The sequence below is a fragment of the Burkholderia sp. LS-044 genome, assembly GCF_004803625.1.
In the GTDB taxonomy this organism is placed as follows: domain Bacteria; phylum Pseudomonadota; class Gammaproteobacteria; order Burkholderiales; family Burkholderiaceae; genus Burkholderia; species Burkholderia cepacia.
This window is the reverse complement of sequence record NZ_SSWO01000012.1, coordinates 98,213-118,356: the sequence shown is the minus strand read 5'-3', so window position 1 is coordinate 118,356 and position 20,144 is coordinate 98,213. Positions and strand designations below refer to the sequence as shown.

General features: G+C 69.2%; 18 protein-coding genes. 7 read left to right on the top strand and 11 right to left on the bottom strand.

Going from position 1 to position 20,144, the window contains the following annotated elements; translation table 11 throughout:
- Positions 1 to 123 precede the first annotated feature (123 nt).
- The 5 genes from E9536_RS27625 to E9536_RS27605 are packed head-to-tail and all read left to right on the top strand — an operon-like array spanning position 124 to position 5,287.
- On the top strand, positions 124 to 663 hold the full coding sequence (locus tag E9536_RS27625) for a hypothetical protein (protein ID WP_136471353.1): 540 nt from the start codon (positions 124 to 126) through the stop codon (positions 661 to 663).
- The gene (locus E9536_RS27620) at positions 653 to 1,399 is read left to right on the top strand and encodes a beta-ketoacyl-ACP reductase (RefSeq protein ID WP_027792306.1); all 747 of its coding nucleotides are present in this window, start codon (positions 653 to 655) and stop codon (positions 1,397 to 1,399) included. Before E9536_RS27625 ends, E9536_RS27620 begins: the two co-directional genes overlap by 11 nt.
- Entirely contained in the window at positions 1,396 to 3,216 is a 1,821-nt protein-coding gene (locus tag E9536_RS27615; protein WP_136471351.1) for an alpha/beta fold hydrolase, read from the top strand. The genes E9536_RS27620 and E9536_RS27615 overlap by 4 nt, the downstream gene beginning before the upstream one ends.
- Entirely contained in the window at positions 3,213 to 4,205 is a 993-nt protein-coding gene (locus E9536_RS27610; RefSeq protein ID WP_136471349.1) for a bifunctional enoyl-CoA hydratase/phosphate acetyltransferase, read from the top strand. Before E9536_RS27615 ends, E9536_RS27610 begins: the two co-directional genes overlap by 4 nt.
- Positions 4,206 to 4,246: 41 nt before the next feature.
- The gene (locus E9536_RS27605) at positions 4,247 to 5,287 is read left to right on the top strand and encodes a zinc-dependent alcohol dehydrogenase family protein (protein WP_059696792.1); all 1,041 of its coding nucleotides are present in this window, start codon (positions 4,247 to 4,249) and stop codon (positions 5,285 to 5,287) included.
- A gap of 93 nt (positions 5,288 to 5,380) precedes the next feature.
- Here the strand turns inward: E9536_RS27605 and E9536_RS27600 are convergent, their stop codons facing one another.
- Complete coding sequence (locus E9536_RS27600; RefSeq protein ID WP_060082651.1) at positions 5,381 to 6,784, bottom strand: MBL fold metallo-hydrolase; 1,404 nt, start codon at positions 6,782 to 6,784, stop codon at positions 5,381 to 5,383.
- A 288-nt stretch (positions 6,785 to 7,072) separates the two neighbouring features.
- Between E9536_RS27600 and E9536_RS27595 the strand changes: the two genes are divergently transcribed.
- Positions 7,073 to 7,519, top strand: coding sequence for a hypothetical protein (locus E9536_RS27595; RefSeq protein ID WP_021163484.1), 447 nt, complete (start codon positions 7,073 to 7,075; stop codon positions 7,517 to 7,519).
- 34 nt (positions 7,520 to 7,553) lie between these two features.
- Here E9536_RS27595 and E9536_RS27590 read toward each other — a convergent pair whose 3' ends face one another.
- The 10 genes from E9536_RS27590 to E9536_RS27545 form a co-directional block, all read right to left on the bottom strand.
- Positions 7,554 to 9,029 carry an efflux transporter outer membrane subunit gene (locus E9536_RS27590; protein ID WP_136471347.1) on the bottom strand — a complete coding sequence of 492 codons (1,476 nt, stop codon included), beginning with the start codon at positions 9,027 to 9,029 and terminating at the stop codon, positions 7,554 to 7,556.
- Positions 9,007 to 10,092 (bottom strand): biotin/lipoyl-binding protein, encoded by a 1,086-nt coding sequence (locus E9536_RS27585; protein ID WP_059696786.1) that lies wholly within the window; start codon positions 10,090 to 10,092, stop codon positions 9,007 to 9,009. Before E9536_RS27585 ends, E9536_RS27590 begins: the two co-directional genes overlap by 23 nt.
- On the bottom strand, positions 10,089 to 10,793 hold the full coding sequence (locus E9536_RS27580; protein ID WP_211097502.1) for an ABC transporter ATP-binding protein: 705 nt from the start codon (positions 10,791 to 10,793) through the stop codon (positions 10,089 to 10,091). The genes E9536_RS27585 and E9536_RS27580 overlap by 4 nt, the downstream gene beginning before the upstream one ends.
- A complete protein-coding gene (locus E9536_RS27575) occupies positions 10,790 to 11,926 on the bottom strand; it encodes an ABC transporter permease (protein ID WP_136471343.1) in 1,137 nt (378 codons plus the stop codon). Before E9536_RS27575 ends, E9536_RS27580 begins: the two co-directional genes overlap by 4 nt.
- A gap of 28 nt (positions 11,927 to 11,954) precedes the next feature.
- Complete coding sequence (locus tag E9536_RS27570) at positions 11,955 to 12,143, bottom strand: DUF2964 family protein (protein WP_059696780.1); 189 nt, start codon at positions 12,141 to 12,143, stop codon at positions 11,955 to 11,957.
- A gap of 182 nt (positions 12,144 to 12,325) precedes the next feature.
- Entirely contained in the window at positions 12,326 to 13,450 is a 1,125-nt protein-coding gene (locus E9536_RS27565; RefSeq protein WP_060082649.1) for an ABC transporter permease, read from the bottom strand.
- A gap of 2 nt (positions 13,451 to 13,452) precedes the next feature.
- Complete coding sequence (rbbA, locus tag E9536_RS27560; protein ID WP_136471341.1) at positions 13,453 to 16,245, bottom strand: ribosome-associated ATPase/putative transporter RbbA; 2,793 nt, start codon at positions 16,243 to 16,245, stop codon at positions 13,453 to 13,455.
- Positions 16,242 to 17,315, bottom strand: coding sequence for an efflux RND transporter periplasmic adaptor subunit (locus E9536_RS27555; RefSeq protein WP_027792315.1), 1,074 nt, complete (start codon positions 17,313 to 17,315; stop codon positions 16,242 to 16,244). The genes rbbA and E9536_RS27555 overlap by 4 nt, the downstream gene beginning before the upstream one ends.
- Positions 17,312 to 18,808 carry an efflux transporter outer membrane subunit gene (locus tag E9536_RS27550; protein ID WP_136471339.1) on the bottom strand — a complete coding sequence of 499 codons (1,497 nt, stop codon included), beginning with the start codon at positions 18,806 to 18,808 and terminating at the stop codon, positions 17,312 to 17,314. Before E9536_RS27550 ends, E9536_RS27555 begins: the two co-directional genes overlap by 4 nt.
- A 209-nt stretch (positions 18,809 to 19,017) precedes the next feature.
- Positions 19,018 to 19,206, bottom strand: a complete 189-nt coding sequence (locus E9536_RS27545; RefSeq protein WP_027792317.1) for a DUF2964 family protein — start codon at positions 19,204 to 19,206, stop codon at positions 19,018 to 19,020.
- A gap of 279 nt (positions 19,207 to 19,485) precedes the next feature.
- On the opposite strand from E9536_RS27545, the gene E9536_RS27540 reads away from it, so the two are divergent.
- Entirely contained in the window at positions 19,486 to 20,133 is a 648-nt protein-coding gene (locus E9536_RS27540) for a BON domain-containing protein (protein WP_060082730.1), read from the top strand.
- Positions 20,134 to 20,144 lie beyond the last annotated feature (11 nt).

The window sequence follows — 20,144 nt, the reverse complement described above, 5'->3', positions numbered from 1 at the left end:
CTTGACTCAGATCAACGGCAGCCGAGCGCCGCGGCCGCACAGTGAGGCGGTCGCCATGCCGATGCCCGGCAGGCGGCACGAGGCGGATGCGAACCCGTTGACCGGATCGAAGGAGGGAACACGATGAGCGCCCATGCTTTGACGACACCGAACGACGCTTGCCGCGCGGGATGCGATCTTGCATTGCGCATGGCCGCGCTGAACCGAGGCTGGCAGCAGGAATGGCATGCGCTCGCGGGGCGCTGCATCGAACGGGACCGCGACGCCGTGCGCGGCCTGCAGCACGCGCTCACGGCTACGAACGAGTGGACGGCCTTCGGGGAAGCGGCCCGGCTGGCGATGCGCGACTACACGGTCGCCACCGTCGCGATCTGGCAGGACGCCACCGAGCTCTGCATGCGCGGGCAGTTCGAGAGTGCCGGCGCGTGGCGCACATGGCTGCGCGAATACGGCCCCGGCGGGCTGGCGCGCTACCAGACCGACTGGTTGCCCGACCTCGGGCGGCTGGCCGTGATCAACGAGGCCAGCATGCCGTGGCGCAACTGGATGGCGGCGTTCGAGCTCGGCATCACGGAGGCCGTCGGCGCGAGCGACGGGGACGCGACGGCTGCGCGACTGCCGGACGACCACCTCGCCGCGCGGGAGCACGATCATGTCCGCTAGGCGCGTCGCGTTCGTCACGGGTGGAATGGGCGGCCTTGGCGCCGCGATCAGCCGTTGCCTGCACGACGCGGGCATGACGGTGGCGGTGTCGCACACCGAACACAACGACCACGTCGCGACGTGGCTCACGCAGGAGCGCGACGCCGGCCGCGCGTTTCATGCGTACGAGGTCGACGTTGCCGATTACGATGCGTGCCAGCACTGCGCGGCACGCGTGCTGGCCGAATTCGGGCGCGTCGACGTGCTCGTCAACAACGCCGGCATCACGCACGACGCCACCTTCGTGAAGATGACCAAGGGCATGTGGGATGCGGTGCTGCGCACCAACCTCGACAGCATGTTCAACATGACGAAGCCGTTCGTGCCCGGCATGATCGACGCGGGCTTCGGGCGGATCGTGAACATCGGGTCCGTCAACGGTTCGAGAGGTGCGTACGGGCAAACGAACTACGCGGCCGCGAAGGCCGGCATCCACGGCTTCACGAAGGCGCTCGCGCTCGAGCTCGCGCGTCACGGCGTGACGGTCAACACGGTCGCGCCAGGCTACCTGGATACGGCGATGCTCGAATCGGTGCCGAAGGAAGTGCTCGACACGAAGATCCTGCCGCAGATCCCGGTGGGGCGTCTCGGCCGCCCCGACGAGATCGCCGCGCTCGTCGGCTTCCTGTGTTCCGATGCGGGCGCATTTGCGACGGGCGCCGAATTCGATGTCAACGGCGGCATGCACATGCAATGACAGCCTCCGTCATCCGTGCACCGTTCACGCACGAATCGAATCCGCCGCCGGATCGGGGCGGGCAGGCGTCGCGTTCCGCCGAATGCCCGGCGGGAACGACTTCGCCTGCCGAACAATGGAACCGCGCAGCGCATGCGAGCGTCGCCGCAATGACCTTCGGGCTGTCGCCCGTGTCGCTGGCGCTGGCCATGCTCGATTGGGGCGCGCATCTGGCGGTGTCGCCGGGGAAGTGCTTCGAGCTCGCGACGCAGGCGTGCACGGCCGCCGTTGCACCGGCGGCAAACCGGCGTGAGGGCGACGCCGACGCTGCGGACATGAGCGGCCTTGCCGTGCATGCCGGCGAGGCCGATCCGCGCTTCGCCGCGCCGGCGTGGGCCGGCTGGCCGTTCAGCGCGTATCGCGACAGTTTCCTGTCGATCCAGCGCTGGTGGCGCGACGCAACGCGCGGCGTGCCGGGCGTCGAACGGCACCACGAGGAACTGGTCGGGTTCGTCGCGCGACAGTGGCTCGACGCGTGTTCGCCCGGCAACTTCCTGGCGACCAATCCGGTCGCGCTCGACGCGACGATGCGCAGCGGCGGCGCGAATCTCGCGGCAGGCTTCCGGAACTGGCTGGACGACGCGAGCGCGTTGCTCGATCGCACGAGCGGCACGCGGGCCCGCGACACGCGCACGTATCTGCCGGGACGCGACGTGGCGGTCACGCCGGGTCGCGTCGTCTGGCGCAACGCGCTGTGCGAGCTGCTGCAATACGACCCGACGACGCCCGCCGTGGCGCGCGAACCGATCCTGATCGTGCCGTCGTGGATCATGAAGTACTACATCCTCGATCTGCAGCCGCACAACTCGCTGATCCGCTTCCTGGTCGATGCGGGTTACACCGTGTTTGCGGTGTCGTGGCGCAACCCGGGCGCGGAGGCCCGCGACGTCGGGCTCGACGATTATCTGCGCGACGGGTGCATGGCGACGCTCGACGCCGCCCGGTCGATCTGCGGCGAAGCGGTCCACGCGGTCGGCTATTGCCTGGGCGGCACGCTGCTGGCGATCGGCGCGGCGGCGCTCGCACGCGACGGGCGGCAACACGACGCACTGCGCTCCGTCACGTTGCTGGCGGCCCAGACCGATTTCAGCGAACCCGGCGAGCTCGGCCTGTTCATCGACGCGAGCGAACTGTCCGCACTCGACGCGCTGATGTGGCGGCAGGGTTACCTGGACGGCGCGCAGATGTCCGCCGCGTTCGAACTGCTGAACGCGCGCGACCTGATCTGGTCGCGGATGATGAGCGAATACCTGCTCGGCACGCGCACGAAGCCCAACGACCTGATGTCGTGGAATGCGGACACCACGCGCATGCCGTATCGGATGCATTCGGAATACCTGACGCGGCTCTTTCTCGACAACGATCTCGCGGCCGGCCGCTACTGCGTCGACGGGCGGCCGGTCGCGTTGTCGGATCTCGACGTGCCGACGTTCGTGGTCGGCACCGAGCGCGATCACGTGTCGCCGTGGGGTTCCGTCTACAAGCTCCACCTGCTCACGCACCACGCGCTGACCTTCGTGCTGACATCGGGCGGGCACAACGCGGGCATCGTGTCCGAACCCGGCCATGCGGGGCGCCACTATCGATGCGCGACCCGCGAACCCGGCGCGGCCTACCGCAGCCGGCACGATTTCGTACGCGATACGCCGGCGGTCGACGGATCGTGGTGGACCTGCTGGCGCGACTGGCTGCACGCGCGCTCGTCGGGCGACGTGCCGGCCCGTACGCCGGCCGCGGGGTTGGCGGCGGCGCCCGGCACTTACGTACTCGAAACATGAGCGAAAACCCGCCGCCGGAGGGGCTCGACGACGCCTGCCTGCCCGGCTTGCTGCCACGTCCGGACGGCGCATTACCCGAGCTGATCGCGCGGGCGCGCAACGCGGCGCCGCTCGTCGTCGCCGTCGTGCATCCGTGTGACGCGACCAGTCTCGTTGCGCTCGCGGCGCTGCGCACGTCACCCCTGGGGGCGGCGATCGAACCGCTGATCGTCGCGCCGCGCGCCAAGGTGCAACGCATGGCGAACGAGGCGGGCGTCGATCTTTCGAAGTGGACGATCGAGGACGTGCCGCACAGCCATGCGGCGGCGGCCCGCGCGGTCGAACTGGCGGCGGCCGGCCGCGCCGGCGCGCTGATGAAGGGCAGCCTGCACACGGACGAGCTGATGGGCGCGGTCGTCGCGGCCGGTTCGGGCCTGCGCACCGACAAGCGCATGTCCCACTGTTTCCTGATCGAGGCGCCGGCGTATCCGCGCCCGTTCATCCTGACCGACGCGGCGGTGAACATCGCGCCGGATCTCGCGCAGAAGGCGGCCATCACGCAGAACGCGATCGACGTCGCACATGCGCTGGGCGTTGCCTGCCCGCGCGTGGCGGTGCTGTGCGCGGTCGAAACCGTCAATCCGGCGATGCGCTCGACGCTCGATGCGGCCGCGCTCGCGAAGATGGCCGAGCGCGGCCAGCTCACGGGTGCGATCGTCGACGGCCCGCTCGCGTTCGACAACGCGATTTCGCTGCGGGCGGCGCACGACAAGGGGATCGATTCGCCGGTAGCCGGCCGCGCCGACATCCTGGTCGTTCCCGATATCGAAGCCGGCAACCTGCTCGCGAAGCAGCTCGAATACCTGGGGGGAGCCGTCAGCGCAGGCATCGTCGTCGGCGCACGCGTACCGATCGTGCTGACGAGCCGTGCCGACGGCATCGCCGTCCGGATCGCTTCGTGTGCACTTGCGACGGTGCTGGCGCAGGGTCGGCATCACCTGCAGTCCTGATGAATGAACCCGCAACCCTTTCTTTCGATGGAGGAACCGCGATGAAAGCACTCGTCTACCACGGACCCGGGCGCAAGGCGCTCGAGGAGCGGCCGAGGCCGGAACTGCAGTCGCCCACCGACGCGATCGTCCGCGTGACGCGCACGACGATCTGCGGTACCGATCTGCATATTCTCAAGGGCGACGTACCGACCTGCGAACCCGGCCGCATTCTCGGCCATGAGGGTGTCGGCATCGTCGAGCAGGTCGGCGCCGCGGTCGATTCACTGAAGCCGGGCGATCCCGTGCTCATTTCGTGCATCTCGTCGTGCGGCCGCTGCGAGTACTGCCGGCGCGGCCTGTATTCTCACTGCACGACGGGCGGCTGGATCCTCGGCAACCGGATCGACGGCACGCAGGCCGAGTACGTGCGCATCCCGCATGCGCAGACGAGCCTCTACCGGATTCCGCCGGGCGCGGACGAGGACGCGCTCGTGATGCTGTCCGACATCCTGCCGACCGGGTTCGAATGCGGCGTGCTGAACGGCAAGGTGCAGCCCGGCTGCTCGGTCGCGATCGTCGGCGCGGGCCCGATCGGGCTGGCGGCGTTGCTGACCGCGCAGTTCTACTCGCCCGCGCGGATCATCATGATCGACCCGGACAGCAACCGGCTCGAGGTGGCGCGGCGTTTCGGCGCGACCGATTGCATCGACGGCCGCAGCGGCGACCCGGTGGCGGAGGTCATGAAGCTGACCGACGGCGTCGGCGTGGATTGCGCGATCGAGGCGGTCGGCATTCCGGCGACGTTCGAGATGTGCACCTCGCTGGTGGCGCCGGGCGGCGTGGTCGCGAACGTCGGCGTGCACGGGGTCAAGGCCGACCTGCACCTCGAGAAGCTGTGGGATCGCAATATCTCGATCACGACGCGGCTCGTCGACACGGTCAGCACGCCGATGCTGCTGAAGACCGTACGCGCCGGGCGCCTCGATCCGACGCGCCTGATCACGCACCGGTTCTCGCTCGACGACGTCGAGCGCGCATACGACACCTTCGGCCGCGCGGCGCAAACCCATGCGCTGAAGGTCATCATCGAAGTCGGTTGAGAGCCGATCGCCGCGCCGCGCCGCGCGAGCACGGGACCCGGCGCGCGATGTCCGGTTCCCGCCGCGCCGGCCCGGGCGTCGACGGCGTCGCCGTCAGGATGAAAGCGCGGCCGGCTCGTGCGTGTCGCCCGATTCGACCGCGTCGAGATCGACGCACTGCGCGTAAGTCGGCACCTCGCACGGCCAGTGCAGTCGCTCCGCGATACGCCGCCGCATCGCATCGGCCGCCGCGGGTTCGCCGTGCGTGACGAAGGTCCGCACCGGCGCGCGCTGCATCGTGCCGAGCCAGCGGAGAATCTCCTCGTAGTCGGCATGCGCGGAGAGCGTCGTGATCGACTCGACCTGCGCGCGCACGCGCACGTATTCGCCGTGAATCTTCAGCGTCGGCTCGTGCGCGGCCAGCGCCGCGCCGCGTGTGCCGGCCGCCTGGTAGCCGACCAGCGCGATCGTGTTGCGCGCATCGGGCGCGTAGCGGCTGAGGTGGTGCAGCACGCGGCCGCCCGTCGCCATTCCGCTGCCGGCGATGATGACCATCGGGCCGTGATGGTCGGCGATCGCTTTCGACTGCTCGACCGACCGGATCATCGTGGCCGCGTGACCGAGCGCATTCGCTTCGGACGGCGTCAGCCGGTGCTCGAGAATATGGTGACGATAGATCTCGGTCACGTCCGTCGCCATCGGGCTGTCGAGATATACCGGGACACGCGCCATGCGGCCGGACGCCTTCAGCCGCGCGATGTAGTGCAGGATTTCCTGCGCGCGCCCGACGGTGAAGCAGGGCATCACCACGACGCCGCCGCGCGCGAAAGTCTTGTCGAACAGCGCGGCCAGTTCGTTCTCGGGGTCCGATTCCGGATGCAGACGGTCGCCGTACGTCGATTCGACGACCAGGAAGTCCGCATGCGCGGGCGCCAGCGGCGGCTGCATGATCGGGTCGTGATAGCGGCCGAGGTCGCCCGAGAACGCGAGCACTTTGTGATTCCAGTGCATCACGACGCTCGCCGCGCCGAGGATGTGCCCGGCCGGCAGCAGGCGGAACGCCAGGCCGCCGCCCAGTGCGGTGCATTCGTCGAACGCGACGGGCTTCAGCAGTTGCAGCGCGCGTTGCGCATCTTCCAGCGTGTAGAGCGGCTGTGCGGGGTGATGCTTCGAGTAGCCGTGGCGGTTCGCGAAGTCGGCTTCCTCTTCCTGCAGCCGCGCGCTGTCGCGCAGCATGATGTCGCAGAGTTCGGCCGTCGCGGCCGTGCAGTACACGGGCCCGCGATATCCTTCGCGCACCAGTACCGGAAGGTAGCCGGTATGGTCGATATGCGCGTGCGTGAGCACGACCGCGTCGAGCGTGTCGGGCGCGAGCGGCAACGGGCTCCAGTTGCGCAGCCGCAGGTTCTTCGTGCCCTGGAACAGGCCGCAATCGACCAGCACGCGCCGGTTGCCGTGCTCGAGCAGGTACTTCGAGCCGGTCACGGTTTCGGTCGCGCCGAGAAAAGTCAGTTTCATGGATGCCTCACCGGGAGTCGAGGGAGCAGTGAACCGATTACAGCGCGGATGCGCGTGAAGCGATTGATGGAAATCATGGATTGCCGTATCCGTGCCCGGGTCGGACGAGGTTCGTCCTTCAGCCGTTGCGGCTACGGTTTGACGTCAATCAACGCGCGGGCCGGACGGTGGCGCGATAGTGGTCGCATGCGCGAGGGCGATGTCGTGATTCCGCCCTCCGCGCGAGCCGCGTATATGCCGTACACACCATAGGCAGCGAGATTTCGACGCGATAGGGACGAATCCATCATGACGCTGATCGCCAACCTGGACGGCGCGCGGACCGGCTACCGGCTGTGCTTCGTCCGCGCGCCCTGGGCGTGGTTTACGTGCCTGCCGCTCGACCTGCAATGCGGCCAAAGCTGGGCCGACGTGCCCTATCAGGACGTCGCGCAACCGCCTTACAGCGATTCGCGCACTCAGCTGCTGCGCGTGGCGTTCGACGCGCCGCGCCTGCTGCCGCCCGAGGCCGGCCGGCACGGGCAGGACTGGAGCGTCGAGCAGATCAACGGCGGCGCGGTGCCGTGGCTGCGCAGCGAGGAATTCGTCGACGCGATGAAGCTGGCCGTGCCGGCGGGAGCGACACTCGCCGAATTCGTCGAGACGATCGAGGCTGCCGGCGGTACCGTCTACGGCCCGCTCGGCTGGGCCGAGTTGCCGCCCTGGCAGCGGCCGGACATCGTGGCGCATACGTAGACGGGCCGACTCCGGACGACCGCACTGCCGCGTTTCAGCCCGGGTCACCCCAGCCGCCGCCGAGCGCGACGTAGAACGCGACCGTGTCCTGCAGCCGCTGCGCGACTGCCTGCAGCCACGCAAGACGCGCCTGATGGTATTGCACGTCGGCGACCAGCAACTGCACGTAGCCCGAGATCCCCGCGTCGTAGCCGGCCTGCGTAAGCGTCAGCGCATCGTGGGCGGCGGCCATCGCGCGGGCCTGCGCATCGAGCGCCGTTGCGTCGTTCGCGAGTGCGCGCAGCGTGTCGGCGACCTGCGAGAACGCCGACAGCACTACTTGCCGGTAGGTCGCGTCGGCTTCGTCGTACGCATCCTGTGCCGCACGCCGCTGGTTCAGCAGCGTGCCGCCGTGAAAGAGCGGTGCGGTGAGCCCGGCGCCGACGCTCCATGCGCGGCCGGCCGGCGCGAACAGCCGGCCGGCGACGATGCTGTCGAAGCCGCCCGACGCGGACAGCGTGACATTCGGGTAGAGCGCGGCCGTCGCGACGCCGACCTGTGCACTGGCCACGTGCAGTTGCGCTTCCGCCTGCAGGATGTCCGGCCGGCGGCGCACCAGCGACGACGGCGCCGTATCCGGCAGGCTGGCCGGCAGCGCGATGCGCTCGAGCGACAGGTCGGGTGTCTGCCAGTCGGCGGGGTAGCGGCCGGCGAGCAGCGCGAGCAGGTCGTCGGCCTGGGCGCGTTTCTGGTCGAGCGCGGGCAGCGTCGCCTCGAGCGACGCCCGTTGCGATTCCAGCGTCAGCACCGCAACGTAGGCCGCCGCGCCGGCCGTCACCTGTGCGCGCGTCAGGCGGATCTGCTCGTCGAGCAGGCCGATCATCTCGCGTGTGGCCGCGGTTTCGTCCCGATAGGCGGCGCGCGCGACCATCGTGTTGACGACGTTGGCGGTCAGCATCAGGTATGCGCCCGCCAGGGCCTGGCGCTGTGCGTCGACGCCGGCCGTGAGCGCCTCGACCTGCCGCCGCTCGCCGCCCCACAGGTCGAGCGTGTAGCTGACCGTCGCCGACAGCGTGTACAGGTTGAAGATCGAGGCCGGCACTACCTGCCCGGTGCGCAGCGGCGCATAGCGCTGGCGCGACGCGCCGGCCTGAGCATCCGCCTGCGGAAAGAACACGCCTTCGCCGGCTCGCAGCGCATGTTCGCTGCGCCGCAGCGTCGCCTCGGCGAGATCGAGCGTCGGGCTGCCGGTCAGCGCCTCGCCGACGGTCGAGTCGATCGCACGGCTGCCGAAGCGCGTCCACCAGTCGCGTGTGAGCGGCTCGCTCGCCGACAGCGCCTGTGTCTGCCCCCCGGCTGTCCATGCGCCGGTCGCGGCGTCCGCGGCGACAAAACGCGATACATGCGGAACGGGCGGACGGGTGAAGTCGGGCCCGACCATGCATCCGGCCAGCGACGCGACGGCCGCGAGCAGGGCCGCCGCGCGCAGCAGGCCGCGGACGGGGCGATCATTTGCCGGCCACGTATACATCGACGATCTGCCCGGGAAACAACCGGACAGCCTTGTTCGGGACGATACGGAAAATGACCGGCAGCACCCGCACGTCGACGCGCTCGGTGCGCTGGTCGGACAATTCGATCTTCGGCGTGACGTACGGCTGCACGCGGACGAACTGGAGGTCGGCCTCGCCCGACGTACCGCGCACGAACATGTGGGCCTTCAGCGCGTGCAGGTCGGGCAACTGGTGGATCAGGATTTCGTCGATGTAGCAGCGCACCTGCAGGCGGTCGACCGGCGTGCCGAGCACCGCGACGGGCCCGTTGCCCCGCGTGTAGGTATCGTAGAGCCCCTGCGAGGTCAGGTACGAGCCGACGGCCGCGTTCATCGCGAGCACGGTGCCGTCCGCCGGCGCGCGCAGCGTGTAGCGGGCAAGCAGCGCGGCGGCCGCGTCGGCCGCGCGCCGCAGCGCGACGGCCTGCGCTTCCTGGTTGCGCACGTCGTAACTCCACGCGCCGGCTTTCGTCAGGCGATACTGCCGCGTCACGACGTCCAGGTTGGCCGCAGCGACGCGTACCGCGTTCGCGGCCGTGTCGAGCGCATCGCGGCTGACGGCCTTCGGGTCGATGTCGTACGCGCGCCGCTGCTTGTCGTACTGATCCTGCGCGAGCTTCAGGCTGGCCTGCGCGGCCGTGGTCTGCGCGGTGGCCACGTCGAGCACCTCGCGGCGCGGCTGCGCTTTCAGTTCGTCGAGCAGGGCGGCGGCCGCGTCGGCCTGTGCCGCGAGCTGCGCGGCGGTGGCGCGCTGCACCGAGTCGTCGATCGTCAGCAGCACATCACCGGCCTTCACCGGATCGCCGTCGTGCACGAGGATGCGTGTCACCGCGCCCGACACGTCCGGGTAGACGTTCACGTTCGCGCCGGCCGGCTGTTCGCTTTCGACGATGCCGTTCGCATAGACGCCGCGCGCGTACGGATTGGCGGCCGGCTTGAATACCGGTGGCTGCGGCGGTTCCTGACGGCTGTACACCCACGCGGCAACGACGCTTGCCAGGAAGCCGAGCAGGGCGGCCACGAACACGAGCCGGTGCTTCATCGCGCACCTCCGCGGTCGATCCCGTTCAGCTTGCCGTCCTCCATCCGCAGGATGCGATCCGCGTATTCGAAGATCCGTGCGTCGTGCGTGACGATCACGATGCAGCGCGTGTCGTTCAGCACCTGGTGCTTGACGAAGTCGATGATCATGCGGCCCGTGTCGCCGTCGAGCGACGCGGTCGGCTCGTCGAGGATCAGCAGGTCGGGCTGGCTGACGATCGCGCGCGCGATCGCGACGCGTTGCTGCTCGCCGCCGGACAGTTTGACAGGAGGCAGTTGCGCGCGATTGCCGAGCCCGACGACGTCGAGGTAGCCGAGCGCTTCGTGCATCGCCTCGTCCCACGGCCGGCGTTTCAGGATCAGCGGAATCGCGACGTTCTCCACGGTCGTGAGCCGCGGGAACAGGTGGTAGTCCTGGAATACGAAGCCGATCCGGTTCAGCCGGAAATCGGCGATCGCGTCGTTCGGCTGCGTCCACAGGTCGACGCCGTCGATCGACACCGAGCCGGATTCCGGCCGCAGGATGCCCGAGATCACGCTGAGCAGCGTCGTCTTGCCGCTGCCGGACGGTCCGACGATCAGCAGCATCTCGCCGAAGTTCGCCTGCATCGACACGTCGCGCAACGCCTGCGTGCGCGCGTCGCCTTCGCCGAACCACTTGCTGACGCCTTGTGCGTCGATCGCGACGTTCGCCATGGTCAGCCCCGGAAGATGTCGAACGGCTCGATGCGCCGCACGCGCCGCACGCCGAGATAGCTCGAGATCGTCGCGATCACGACCACCATCCCGAACGCGAGCGCCAGGTTGCCGAACGTGACGAGCGCCGCGTAATCCGGAATCTGCAGCTTCGCGAGGCTGATCATCAGCACGCACAGGCCGACGCCGATGCCGTAGCCGGTCAGCGCGGTGAACGTCGCCTGGAACAGGATCATCACGACGAGTTCGCGGCTTTTCGCGCCGATCGCCTTCAGCGCGCCGAACTTGTCGAGGTTCTCGAGGATGAACGCATAGAACGTCTGGCCCGAGATCGACAGGCCGATGATGAAGCTGATGATCGTCATCAGCATGATGTTGGTGCCCAGCCCGGTCTCGTACTTGTAGAAGCGTGCGATCTGCGCGATGAATTCGTCGCGCGTGTACGCGCGATAGCCGAGCGATTGCACGACGGCCTTGATGTGCGCGATGTCCGCGGCCGATTTCGGCTCGACGAGAATGTACGACGTCGTGAAGCGCGGCGACGGAATGTACCGGATCGCGCGAGCGTACGTGGTGTAGAGCGTCGGCGTGCCGAACAGCCCGCTGGCCGCCACCTTCGCGATGCCGACGATCACGCCGCGATGGTCGTTCAGTTCGAAATCGGTGCCGATCGACGGATTCTCGAGTTTCGGAAACTCGGGGTCCTGGATCGCGATGAAGCCGTTCTCCGCGTAGATGTCCTCGATGTGGCCCTGCAGCATCGTCGGACGGCCGAGCAGGCTCGCGTCGTCGAGGCCGACGACCGTCACGGCCTGGTAGGTGCCGGAGCGCAGCTTCACGAGCGCGGCGCCGGAGTAGAGCGGCACCGCATACTTGACGCCGTCGATGCTGCGCACCACGTCGAGCACGTAGTCGGGCATGCCGATGCTGTTCGCGATCGTCTTCACGGCCGGGTCCATCACCCACACTTTCGCGCCGATGTTGATGACGGACGCCGACGACTTGTTCAGGATCCCGGCGAACAGCGATGTCATCTCGATCATCAGCAGCACGGAGAACGTAATGCCGACGGTCAGCGCGGTGAACTTCGCGCTGTCGTTCACGAGCAGCTTGAACGCGAGGCGGAGGATGCCGTTCACGATGGTGAATGCAAGGGATGCGGGCGCATCACGAATCCTCGCCGACGGCCGAATTCAACTGTGCGACGAAAGCAGCGACGCCCGACACCAGCGCGACGATTGCGTACGGGAGGACATGCACGCCGACCAGCATCGCATGTACGACGCCCAGCAGCGACGCGAGTGCGGTGAACACGCCGAGCGTGGCAAGAACGATCCGGTTGGGCAGGCGCATCATGACGTTCTCCGGCGAGGCGGCCGCCGGCCGCCGTGAGCGCGATGCCGCCCTGCCGCCATCGCGGCCGCCGCGGCTATCACAGGACGTGTCGTCATGATCGCGTGAAGGGTGCCGGCACGGTTGATCTGTATCAACGGACGAATGGGGCCGCCGCGCGGGCGTCCGGCCGCCTGCCGGGCCGGTTACGCCATTTGGGCGATCGTCTTGCGAAAGCGGGTCAGCGACAGCAGGAACAGCGCGCAGCCGATCGCGAACAGCACGGCGAACTGGATCCAGACCGCATCGAGGCCCGCGCCGCGGTACAGGATGCGTTGCGCGAGTTCGACGAAATGCGTGGTCGGCGCGGCCAGCATGATGTCCTGCACGGCGAGCGGCATGCTCTCGCGCGGTGTCAGTCCGCCTGACAGCAGTTGCAGCGGCAGCAGCACGAGCACCAGCAACATCCCGAACTGCGGCATGCTGCGCACGAGCGTCGCGAGAAAGATCCCCATCGACGTCGTCGCGAACAGATGCAGCGCCATCCCGGCCACGAACAGCGGGATGGAGCCCGGAATCGGCACGTGCAGCGCTCCGCCCACGACCAGCGTCAGCGACGCGACGGCCGCCACCGTGACGACGAGCCCCATCGACCAGACCTTCGCGAGCATGATTTCCGCGGCGGTGACCGGCATCACGAGCAGGTGCTCGATCGTGCCGTGCTCGCGTTCGCGGATCAGCGCGGCCCCGGTGAGGATCATCGACAGCATCGTCACGTTGTTGATCAGCTCCATCAGCGCGCCGAACCACACTTCGTCGAGATTCGGGTTGAAGCGCATCCGCATCGCGAGATCGACGGGCGGCGACGAGGTGCCGCGATAGCGCCGCACGAATGCGTCGATCTCGCCCGACACGATCTGCTGCACGTAGCCGCCGCCGGTAAAGGCCTGCGTCATGCGGGTCGCGTCGACGTTGAGCTGGATCGTCGCATGACGGCCGGCGAGCACGTCGCGCTGGAAATCCGGCGGAATGTCGAGCGAGAACGTGTAGTCGCCGTTGTCGAGGCCGTGATCGGCCGCGGCCGCGTCGACGATCGGCGGCGGTGCGAACTGCGGCGGGAAGAACGCCGACGCGATGCGCGCCGACAGCGGCGATGCGTCTTCGTCGACGATCGCGATCGGCACCTTGTGCAGCGTTTCCGGGCGCGCGGTGGCCGCGACGTAGATCGACGCGCTGAACGTGTAGACGATCAGCACGAGCAGGATCGGATCGCGGGCGAGGCTCCAGAGCTCCTTGACCCCGAGCCGGAAGATGACGAGCAGGCGCGACATGGTCAGCGCTCCTGTTTGCGCAGCAGGACGGCGGTCATGGCCAGGATGGCCGGCGCCGCCGCGAGCAGCGGCCAGAACTGCGACGACAGGTCGCCCAGGCCGAGCGCCTTGTTGTAGACGCCGCGGCTGATCGCGAGCATGTAGGTGGCCGGGTAGACCGCCCCGATCCACTTGCCGGCGCCTTCCAGCGACGACAGCGGCGTGAGCAGCCCCGAGAACTGCACGACGGGAATCAGCGTGCCGACGATCGTCATGAAGATCGCGGCGATCTGGCTGCGCGTGAACGTCGACGCGAACAGGCCGATGCCCGTGGCCACCACGTTGAAGACCAGCACCGCGGCCGCGAGCGTGAAGAAACTGCCCTTGATCCGCACGCCGAACGCGACGTCGGCCAGCACGACCATCAGCAGGAAGTTCAGCATGGCGAGCATCACGTAGGGCGCCTGCTTGCCGAGCAGGAATTCCGCGCGTGTGACGGGCGTGACGTACAGGTTGACGATCGACCCGAGCTCCCGTTCCCGGACGACGGCGAGCGCCGTCAGCATCGCGGGCAGCATCAGCAGCAGCATCGGCATGATGGCCGGAATCATCGCCGGCAGGCTCCTGACGTCCGGGTTGTAGCGATAGCGCACGGCGATCTCGACGGCCGGTGCGAGCGACGCGCCGAGCCGGCGCTTCGCCTGGTCGCGCAGCCAGTTCTCGTGCATGCCGGCGACGTAGCCGCGGATCGTCTCGGCGCGCATCGGCATCGCGCCGTCGATCCACGCGCCGATTTCGACCCGGCGGCCGTGCGCGACGTCCCGCGCGAACCCGGGCGGAATCTCGATCGCGAGCGACAGCTGGCCGTTGCGCATGCGGCGGTCGATCTCGCGCTCGTCCGCGAGCGGCGCGCGCGGCACGAAGTAGCGCGAGCCGCCGAGGTTCTGCGCATAGTCCTGGCTCAGGATCGACTGGTCGCGGTCGAGCACCGCGAACGTCAGGTTGTCGACGTCGAGGCTGATGCCGATGCTGATGACGCACATCAGGACGAGCGACCCGAACAGGGCCAGCGTCGCGCGCAGCGGGTCGCGCCGCAGCTCCAGCACTTCCCGCCACAGGTAGCTGCCGGCACGCGCCGGGCTGAACCACGCGGCCGCGCGGGCGGCGGGGGCCTCGGGCGGCGCGTTCAGCCAGCCCGCGTCGGACGCGGCGTCCATCGGGACGCTGTCCGCACGCTGCGCATCGGTCAGGTACGCGATGAACGCCTCCTCGAGCGTGCCGGCGCCGCGCATGCGCACGAGTTCCCCCGGCGACGCGCTGGCGAGCACCCGGCCCGCGTGCATCAGCGAGATGCGATCGCAGCGCTCGGCTTCGTTCATGAAGTGCGTCGAGATGAAGATCGTCACGCGATCCTGCCGGGCGAGCTCGATCATCAGCCGCCAGAAGTCGTCGCGCGCGACGGGATCGACACCCGACGTCGGCTCGTCGAGGATCAGCAGTTCGGGCTTGTGCACCATCGCGACCGCGAGCGACAGCCGCTGCCGCATGCCGAGCGGCAGGCTTTCGGGTAACGCGTCGAGTACGCCGGTGAGCCCGAAGCGCCCGGCCATTTCGTCGACCCGCCCCGGTACGTCCGCCTCCGGCACGCCGAACAGGCGCGCATGCAGCACGAGGTTCTGCCGGACGGTCAGCTCGCCATACAGCGAAAACCCCTGCGACATGTAGCCGACCCGCCGGCGCGTGTCGATGTCGTCGGCCGCGACCGGCTGGCCGAACAGCGTTGCCGTGCCTTCGGAGGCCGGCAACAGGCCCGTGAGCATCTTCATCGTCGTCGACTTGCCGCAGCCGTTGGAGCCGAGGAAGCCGAAGATCTCGCCGCGGCGGATTTGCAGGCTCACGTGATCGACCGCGACGAAATCGCCGAACCGCATCGTCAGCCCGTCGGCCTCGATCGCGTAGCCGGCGGCGGGTTCGGGCTGAAACGGCGCGATCCGGATCGGCTCGTGCCCGCGCCGCTGCGCGTCCGGGAGCAACGCGACGAATGCGCCTTCGAGCGTGTCGCACCCGGTGCGGGCCAGCAGCTCGTCCGGGCTGCCGGTCGCCAGCACCCGCCCGGCGTCCATCGCGATCAGCCGGTCGAAGCGCCGGGCTTCGTCCATGTACGCGGTCGCCACCAGCACGCTCATCGCCGGGCGGGCGGCCCGGATGCGCGCGATCAGTTCCCAGAACTGGGCGCGCGACAGCGGATCGACGCCGGTCGTCGGTTCGTCGAGGATCAGCAGGTCAGGATCGTGGATCAGCGCGCAGCACAGGCCGAGCTTCTGCTTCATGCCGCCGGACAGCTTGCCGGCGGGGCGATCCAGGAACGGGTGAAGGCCGGTGCTGCGCGTGAGCGCGTCGATCCGGCGGCGCCGCTCCGCCGCATCGTGGCCGAACAGCCGCGCGAAGAACTGCAGGTTTTCCTCGACGGACAGCGTCGCGTAGAGGTTCCGGCCCAGGCCCTGCGGCATGTAGGCGATGCGCCGGCACACGCGCGCGCGATGACGGCGCGACGCCAGGTCGCCGCCGAGGGCCCAGACGCGCCCCTGCTGGATCGCGCGTGCGCCGGACACGAGCGCGAGCAGGCTCGACTTGCCGACCCCGTCCGGGCCGATCAGCCCGACCATGCGGCCGGCCGGGATGTCGAGCGTCACGTCGTCGAGCGCGGCCTTGTCGCCGTAGCGCAGCGAGACGCCGGACAGCCGCGCGACCGGCGCGGGTGCCGGCGGCGTTTCGGTCGCGCCGGCACCGGTATCGGCCGGGAGCGCCGATTTCATTGCGGCACCTTGATCGCGAGGCGCGCGGGCCACGCGGCGTTCGGATCGACCTTCAGCCACGCAACACCCGGCAGCCCGGTCTTGACGAGCTTCAGGTGGCGCTGCAGCAGGTCGCGGTCGATGCGCGCCTTCACCCGGAACATCAGCTTCTGCCGCTCGGTGGCCGTCTCGACCGTCTTCGGCGTGAACTGCGCGGTGCTCGACACGTACGACACGCGGGCCGGAATCACGTATTCCGGCGCGGCGTCGAGCACGATCCGCACGTCGGCGCCGAGCGGCACCCGGCCGACGACCGTCTCGGGCAGGAAGAACGTCATGTAGACGTCCGACAGGTCGACCACGTTGAGCACCTTGCCGCCGGCCGGCAGCACCTCGCCCGATTCGGCCACGCGATACTGCACGCGCCCGTCGCGCGGTGAGGTCAGGTCGCTGTCCGAGATGTCGGCCTGCACGCGCGCGACGGTCGCCTGTGCGGCCGTCACCGCCGAGTGCGCGGCGACCAGCTGGGCGCGGGTCGCATCGATCGCGGCCTGGGCTGCCTGCACCTGCGCGCGCGCCGCATTCACGGTCGCCCGCAGGCTGCCGGCGCGCGCGCGATCGTCGTCGAGTTCCTGCATCGACGACGCACCGTCGCGCGACAGCGTTTCGGAGCGCGCGAGCCGCCGCGTCGCCGCATCCAGTTCGCTTTCCCGCTGGACGACGACGGCCTCGGCCGCCGCCTTGTCGCTGCGCCGCTGCGCGACCTGCGCGTCGATGCTCGCCGCCGTGTTCACGGCCTGCGCCTCCCGGGCGCGCGCCTCGTCGAGCTGTGCCTGCAGGACGACCACGTCCATGCGCGCGAGCGGCTGCCCGGCCTTCACGAAGTCGCCTTCGTCGACGAGCATCGCGGTGACGCGCCCCGGCAGCTTGGTCGCGACGTCGATCTCGGTCGCCTCGATGCGGCCGTTGCCGCTCACGAGGCCGGCATCGGCCTGCCCGTCACGCCAGCGCGTCCATCCGAAATACGTGATGCCGATCGCGAGCACGGCGACGCCTGCCCCGATCAGAAGAGGGCGCTTGAGGGTTTTCATCGTGTGGAATCCGGATTCGTCGATTCGTTGGTCGGTCGCGCGGCGGCCGCGTCGCCGTCTTGCGTGGCGCCGCCGAGCGCGCCGTACAGCGCGACGCGGCTCGACAACAGCGCGCGACGCGTCATCACCCATTGCTGCTCCGCGTTCATCAGGTCCCGCTGCGCGTCGAGCACCTCGAGGAAGCGGGTCGCGCCGCTGTCGTAGCGCAGCTTCGCGAGGCGGGCCCGTTCGGCCTGCGAATCCAGCGTGGCGCGCTCGATACGCACCTCGTCGGCCAGCCAGTAGCGGGATGCAAGCGCATCGGACACGTCGCGAAACGCGCTCTGGATCGTCCGCTCGTACCGCGCGAGCGCTTCGTCGTGCTGCGCGTGCGCGAGCGCGAGATTCGAGCGGTTGCGGCCGCCGTCGATCAGCGGCAGCGTCACGTTCGGGATCACCGACCAGACGCCGGTGCCGGACGTCAGCAACTCATGCAGCGCGCTGCTGCCCGAGCCGATCGAGCTCGTCAGCGCGATGCGCGGAAAGAACGCGGCGCGCGCCGCGCCGATGTTGGCGCGGGACGCCTGCAGTTCGTGTTCGGCCGCGATCACGTCCGGCCGCTGCGCGAGCAGCGACGAGGGCAGGCCGGGGGCGAGCGACGGCGCGACGGCGGCGTCGTCGAGCGCGAGCGGCGTGCCGGCCAGATCCGGCGGCGCACCGACCAGCAGGGCCAGTGCATCGGCCGCCGATGCGCGCGCCTGTTGCAACTGGGCGCCGAGGGATTCCGCTTGCTGCAGCAGGATCTCGGCCTGCGTCAGGTCGAGGCGCGAGATCGCGCCGGCCGCATGGCGAAGCCGGAAAATCCGCAGCGACTCGCGGCGCGTGTCGATCGTCGCGCGGGTCAGCGCGATACGCTCGTCGTACTCGCACAGCGTCAGGTACGCGTTGGCGACCGACGTGATCACGCTCAGCGTCGCGGCACGCCGGGCCGCATCGCTCGCGAGATAGCGCTGCAGCGCCGCGTCCTTCAGGTTGCGCACGCGGCCCCAGAAATCGAGCTCCCATTGCGTCTCGGCCAGCCGCACCTCGTAGGCCTGGCCGATGAACGGGGTGGGCGTGAGGAGCCCGCCGGGTGCGCGAAACCGCGCATAGGCCGCGCCGGCGCCGATCGTCGGCCACTGATCCGCGCTGCGGATGCCGTAGACGGCACGGGCCTGTTCGACGCGCGCGACGGCCGCGCGCAGGTCGCGATTGTTGGCCAGCGCCTGCGCGATCAGCGCCCGCAGGCGCGCATCGACGAAGTAGTCCTGCCATGCGGGCACCGGCGCGGCCGCGGGCGTGGCGCCGGCCGACGGATCCGGAAAGGCGGCGGGGATCGGCGCGGCGGGACGTTGGTCCGGCGGGGCGAGCGACAGGCATCCGGAGAGCAGGCCGATACCCGTTGCGAGCGCAACGAAACGCCCGTACCGGGAAGCTGCAATGCGGAACACGACGGGAAGCGCGGTGGCGCGCATGGAAAGCCTCGGCGAATACGGAAACGCGGGGTGGCGCCGCCTCGTGGCGTCGCCGCTTCGGGTTCACTTATATCCGACGATTGACGCTCCTACCCTTGATCTGCATCACTTCGGCGGGAATGCGTTTCGAGCGGTGCTTCGGTTGACAGGCGCGCCGGAACATGGCCCCGGGCCGGCGGGTTGCGCCGGGCCCGACGCGGTCGCACGCGTCACGGCCGGTCGCCAGGGGCGAGGTTCAGCAGGACGGCGAACGAGAGGATGCTCAGGATCAGCGTGACGATCGAGTATCTGAAAACCCGCTCGTCGAACAGCATGCCGTGAATGATGCCGGCCAGCGATGCGAGCGCGATGAATACGCTGAGCGTCGCCAGCGAGATGCGGTATTGCCTGCGGTTCATGACGGTCTCCCGGGGAGCGGCTGTCGCAACGATACGAAGCGTGCGGGCCGCCACGAATGTCGCGGCGGCCGGGGACATGATCGCGTCGCACCCCGTCGCGCAGTTGATCTGCGTCAACGGAAAAATCGGGATCGAGTGTGCGCGAGTGCGGCTGCCGCAAGCACGGCGTTGATTGATCCTCGTCAAACCGCCGGCGCCGCCTTGCGCGATGCTGAATCCGGTGCGGCCCCATCGCCGATCGCGAATGTCGCGACCGGCACGGGCCGACAGGAGACGGCAATGAAGTCCGATGCAGCACTCAAGCAGGATGTCGAGCAGGCGCTGTTCTGGAATCCGGCGGTCGATGCACGGCGGATCGACGTCGACGTACGCGATCGGATCGTGACGTTGCGCGGCACGGTCGACAGCTGGGCCCAGAAACTGGAGGCGCAGAAAACGGCGCTGCATGTCGAGGATGCACGCGCGCTCGTGCTCGAACTGAACGTTGCACCGCAGGAGAACGCGTGCGCGGACCAGGAACTGGCGATCGCGATCACGTTCGCGCTCGGCTGGCAGGAGGCGCTGCGCGATCACAAGATTCGCGTCGAGGTCGATCACGGTTGCGTGACGCTCGACGGTGAAGTCGATCATGCATACCAGAGCCGGGCGGCGGAAAAGATGGTCAGCCGGATGATCGGCGTCGTCGGCGTCGCGAACCGGATCCGGGTGCGCACGGACCACACGGTGCCGGACGTCGGCACGCGGATCGCCGAAGCGCTTGCGCGTCGCGCGCGGCGCGAATCCGCGGGAATTGCGATCGACGCGGCCGACGGCGTCGTCACGTTGACGGGCAAGGTCGCGTCGCTCGCCGAAAGGCGCGCCGCGTGCGGGGCGGCCGGATCGGTGAGAGGTGTCCGGGAGGTCGTCGACCGGCTCACCGTCGGCTGACGGCTCGCCAG

What these genes read in the sequence shown, in the direction of transcription:
- E9536_RS27570 (WP_059696780.1), bottom strand. Translation starts at nt 12,143, where the DNA reads ATGATGCGCCTGCCCAACCGGATCGTTCTTGCCACGCTCGGCGTGTTC.
- E9536_RS27585 (WP_059696786.1), bottom strand. Translation starts at nt 10,092, where the DNA reads ATGAAGCACCGGCTCGTGTTCGTGGCCGCCCTGCTCGGCTTCCTGGCA.
- E9536_RS27555 (WP_027792315.1), bottom strand. Translation starts at nt 17,315, where the DNA reads ATGAAAACCCTCAAGCGCCCTCTTCTGATCGGGGCAGGCGTCGCCGTG.
- E9536_RS27620 (WP_027792306.1), top strand. Translation starts at nt 653, where the DNA reads ATGTCCGCTAGGCGCGTCGCGTTCGTCACGGGTGGAATGGGCGGCCTT.
- E9536_RS27590 (WP_136471347.1), bottom strand. Translation starts at nt 9,029, where the DNA reads ATGTATACGTGGCCGGCAAATGATCGCCCCGTCCGCGGCCTGCTGCGC.
- E9536_RS27595 (WP_021163484.1), top strand. Translation starts at nt 7,073, where the DNA reads ATGACGCTGATCGCCAACCTGGACGGCGCGCGGACCGGCTACCGGCTG.
- E9536_RS27625 (WP_136471353.1), top strand. Translation starts at nt 124, where the DNA reads ATGAGCGCCCATGCTTTGACGACACCGAACGACGCTTGCCGCGCGGGA.
- E9536_RS27540 (WP_060082730.1), top strand. Translation starts at nt 19,486, where the DNA reads ATGAAGTCCGATGCAGCACTCAAGCAGGATGTCGAGCAGGCGCTGTTC.
- E9536_RS27610 (WP_136471349.1), top strand. Translation starts at nt 3,213, where the DNA reads ATGAGCGAAAACCCGCCGCCGGAGGGGCTCGACGACGCCTGCCTGCCC.
- rbbA (WP_136471341.1), bottom strand. Translation starts at nt 16,245, where the DNA reads ATGAAATCGGCGCTCCCGGCCGATACCGGTGCCGGCGCGACCGAAACG.
- E9536_RS27605 (WP_059696792.1), top strand. Translation starts at nt 4,247, where the DNA reads ATGAAAGCACTCGTCTACCACGGACCCGGGCGCAAGGCGCTCGAGGAG.
- E9536_RS27615 (WP_136471351.1), top strand. Translation starts at nt 1,396, where the DNA reads ATGACAGCCTCCGTCATCCGTGCACCGTTCACGCACGAATCGAATCCG.
- E9536_RS27565 (WP_060082649.1), bottom strand. Translation starts at nt 13,450, where the DNA reads ATGTCGCGCCTGCTCGTCATCTTCCGGCTCGGGGTCAAGGAGCTCTGG.
- E9536_RS27600 (WP_060082651.1), bottom strand. Translation starts at nt 6,784, where the DNA reads ATGAAACTGACTTTTCTCGGCGCGACCGAAACCGTGACCGGCTCGAAG.
- E9536_RS27550 (WP_136471339.1), bottom strand. Translation starts at nt 18,808, where the DNA reads ATGCGCGCCACCGCGCTTCCCGTCGTGTTCCGCATTGCAGCTTCCCGG.
- E9536_RS27545 (WP_027792317.1), bottom strand. Translation starts at nt 19,206, where the DNA reads ATGAACCGCAGGCAATACCGCATCTCGCTGGCGACGCTCAGCGTATTC.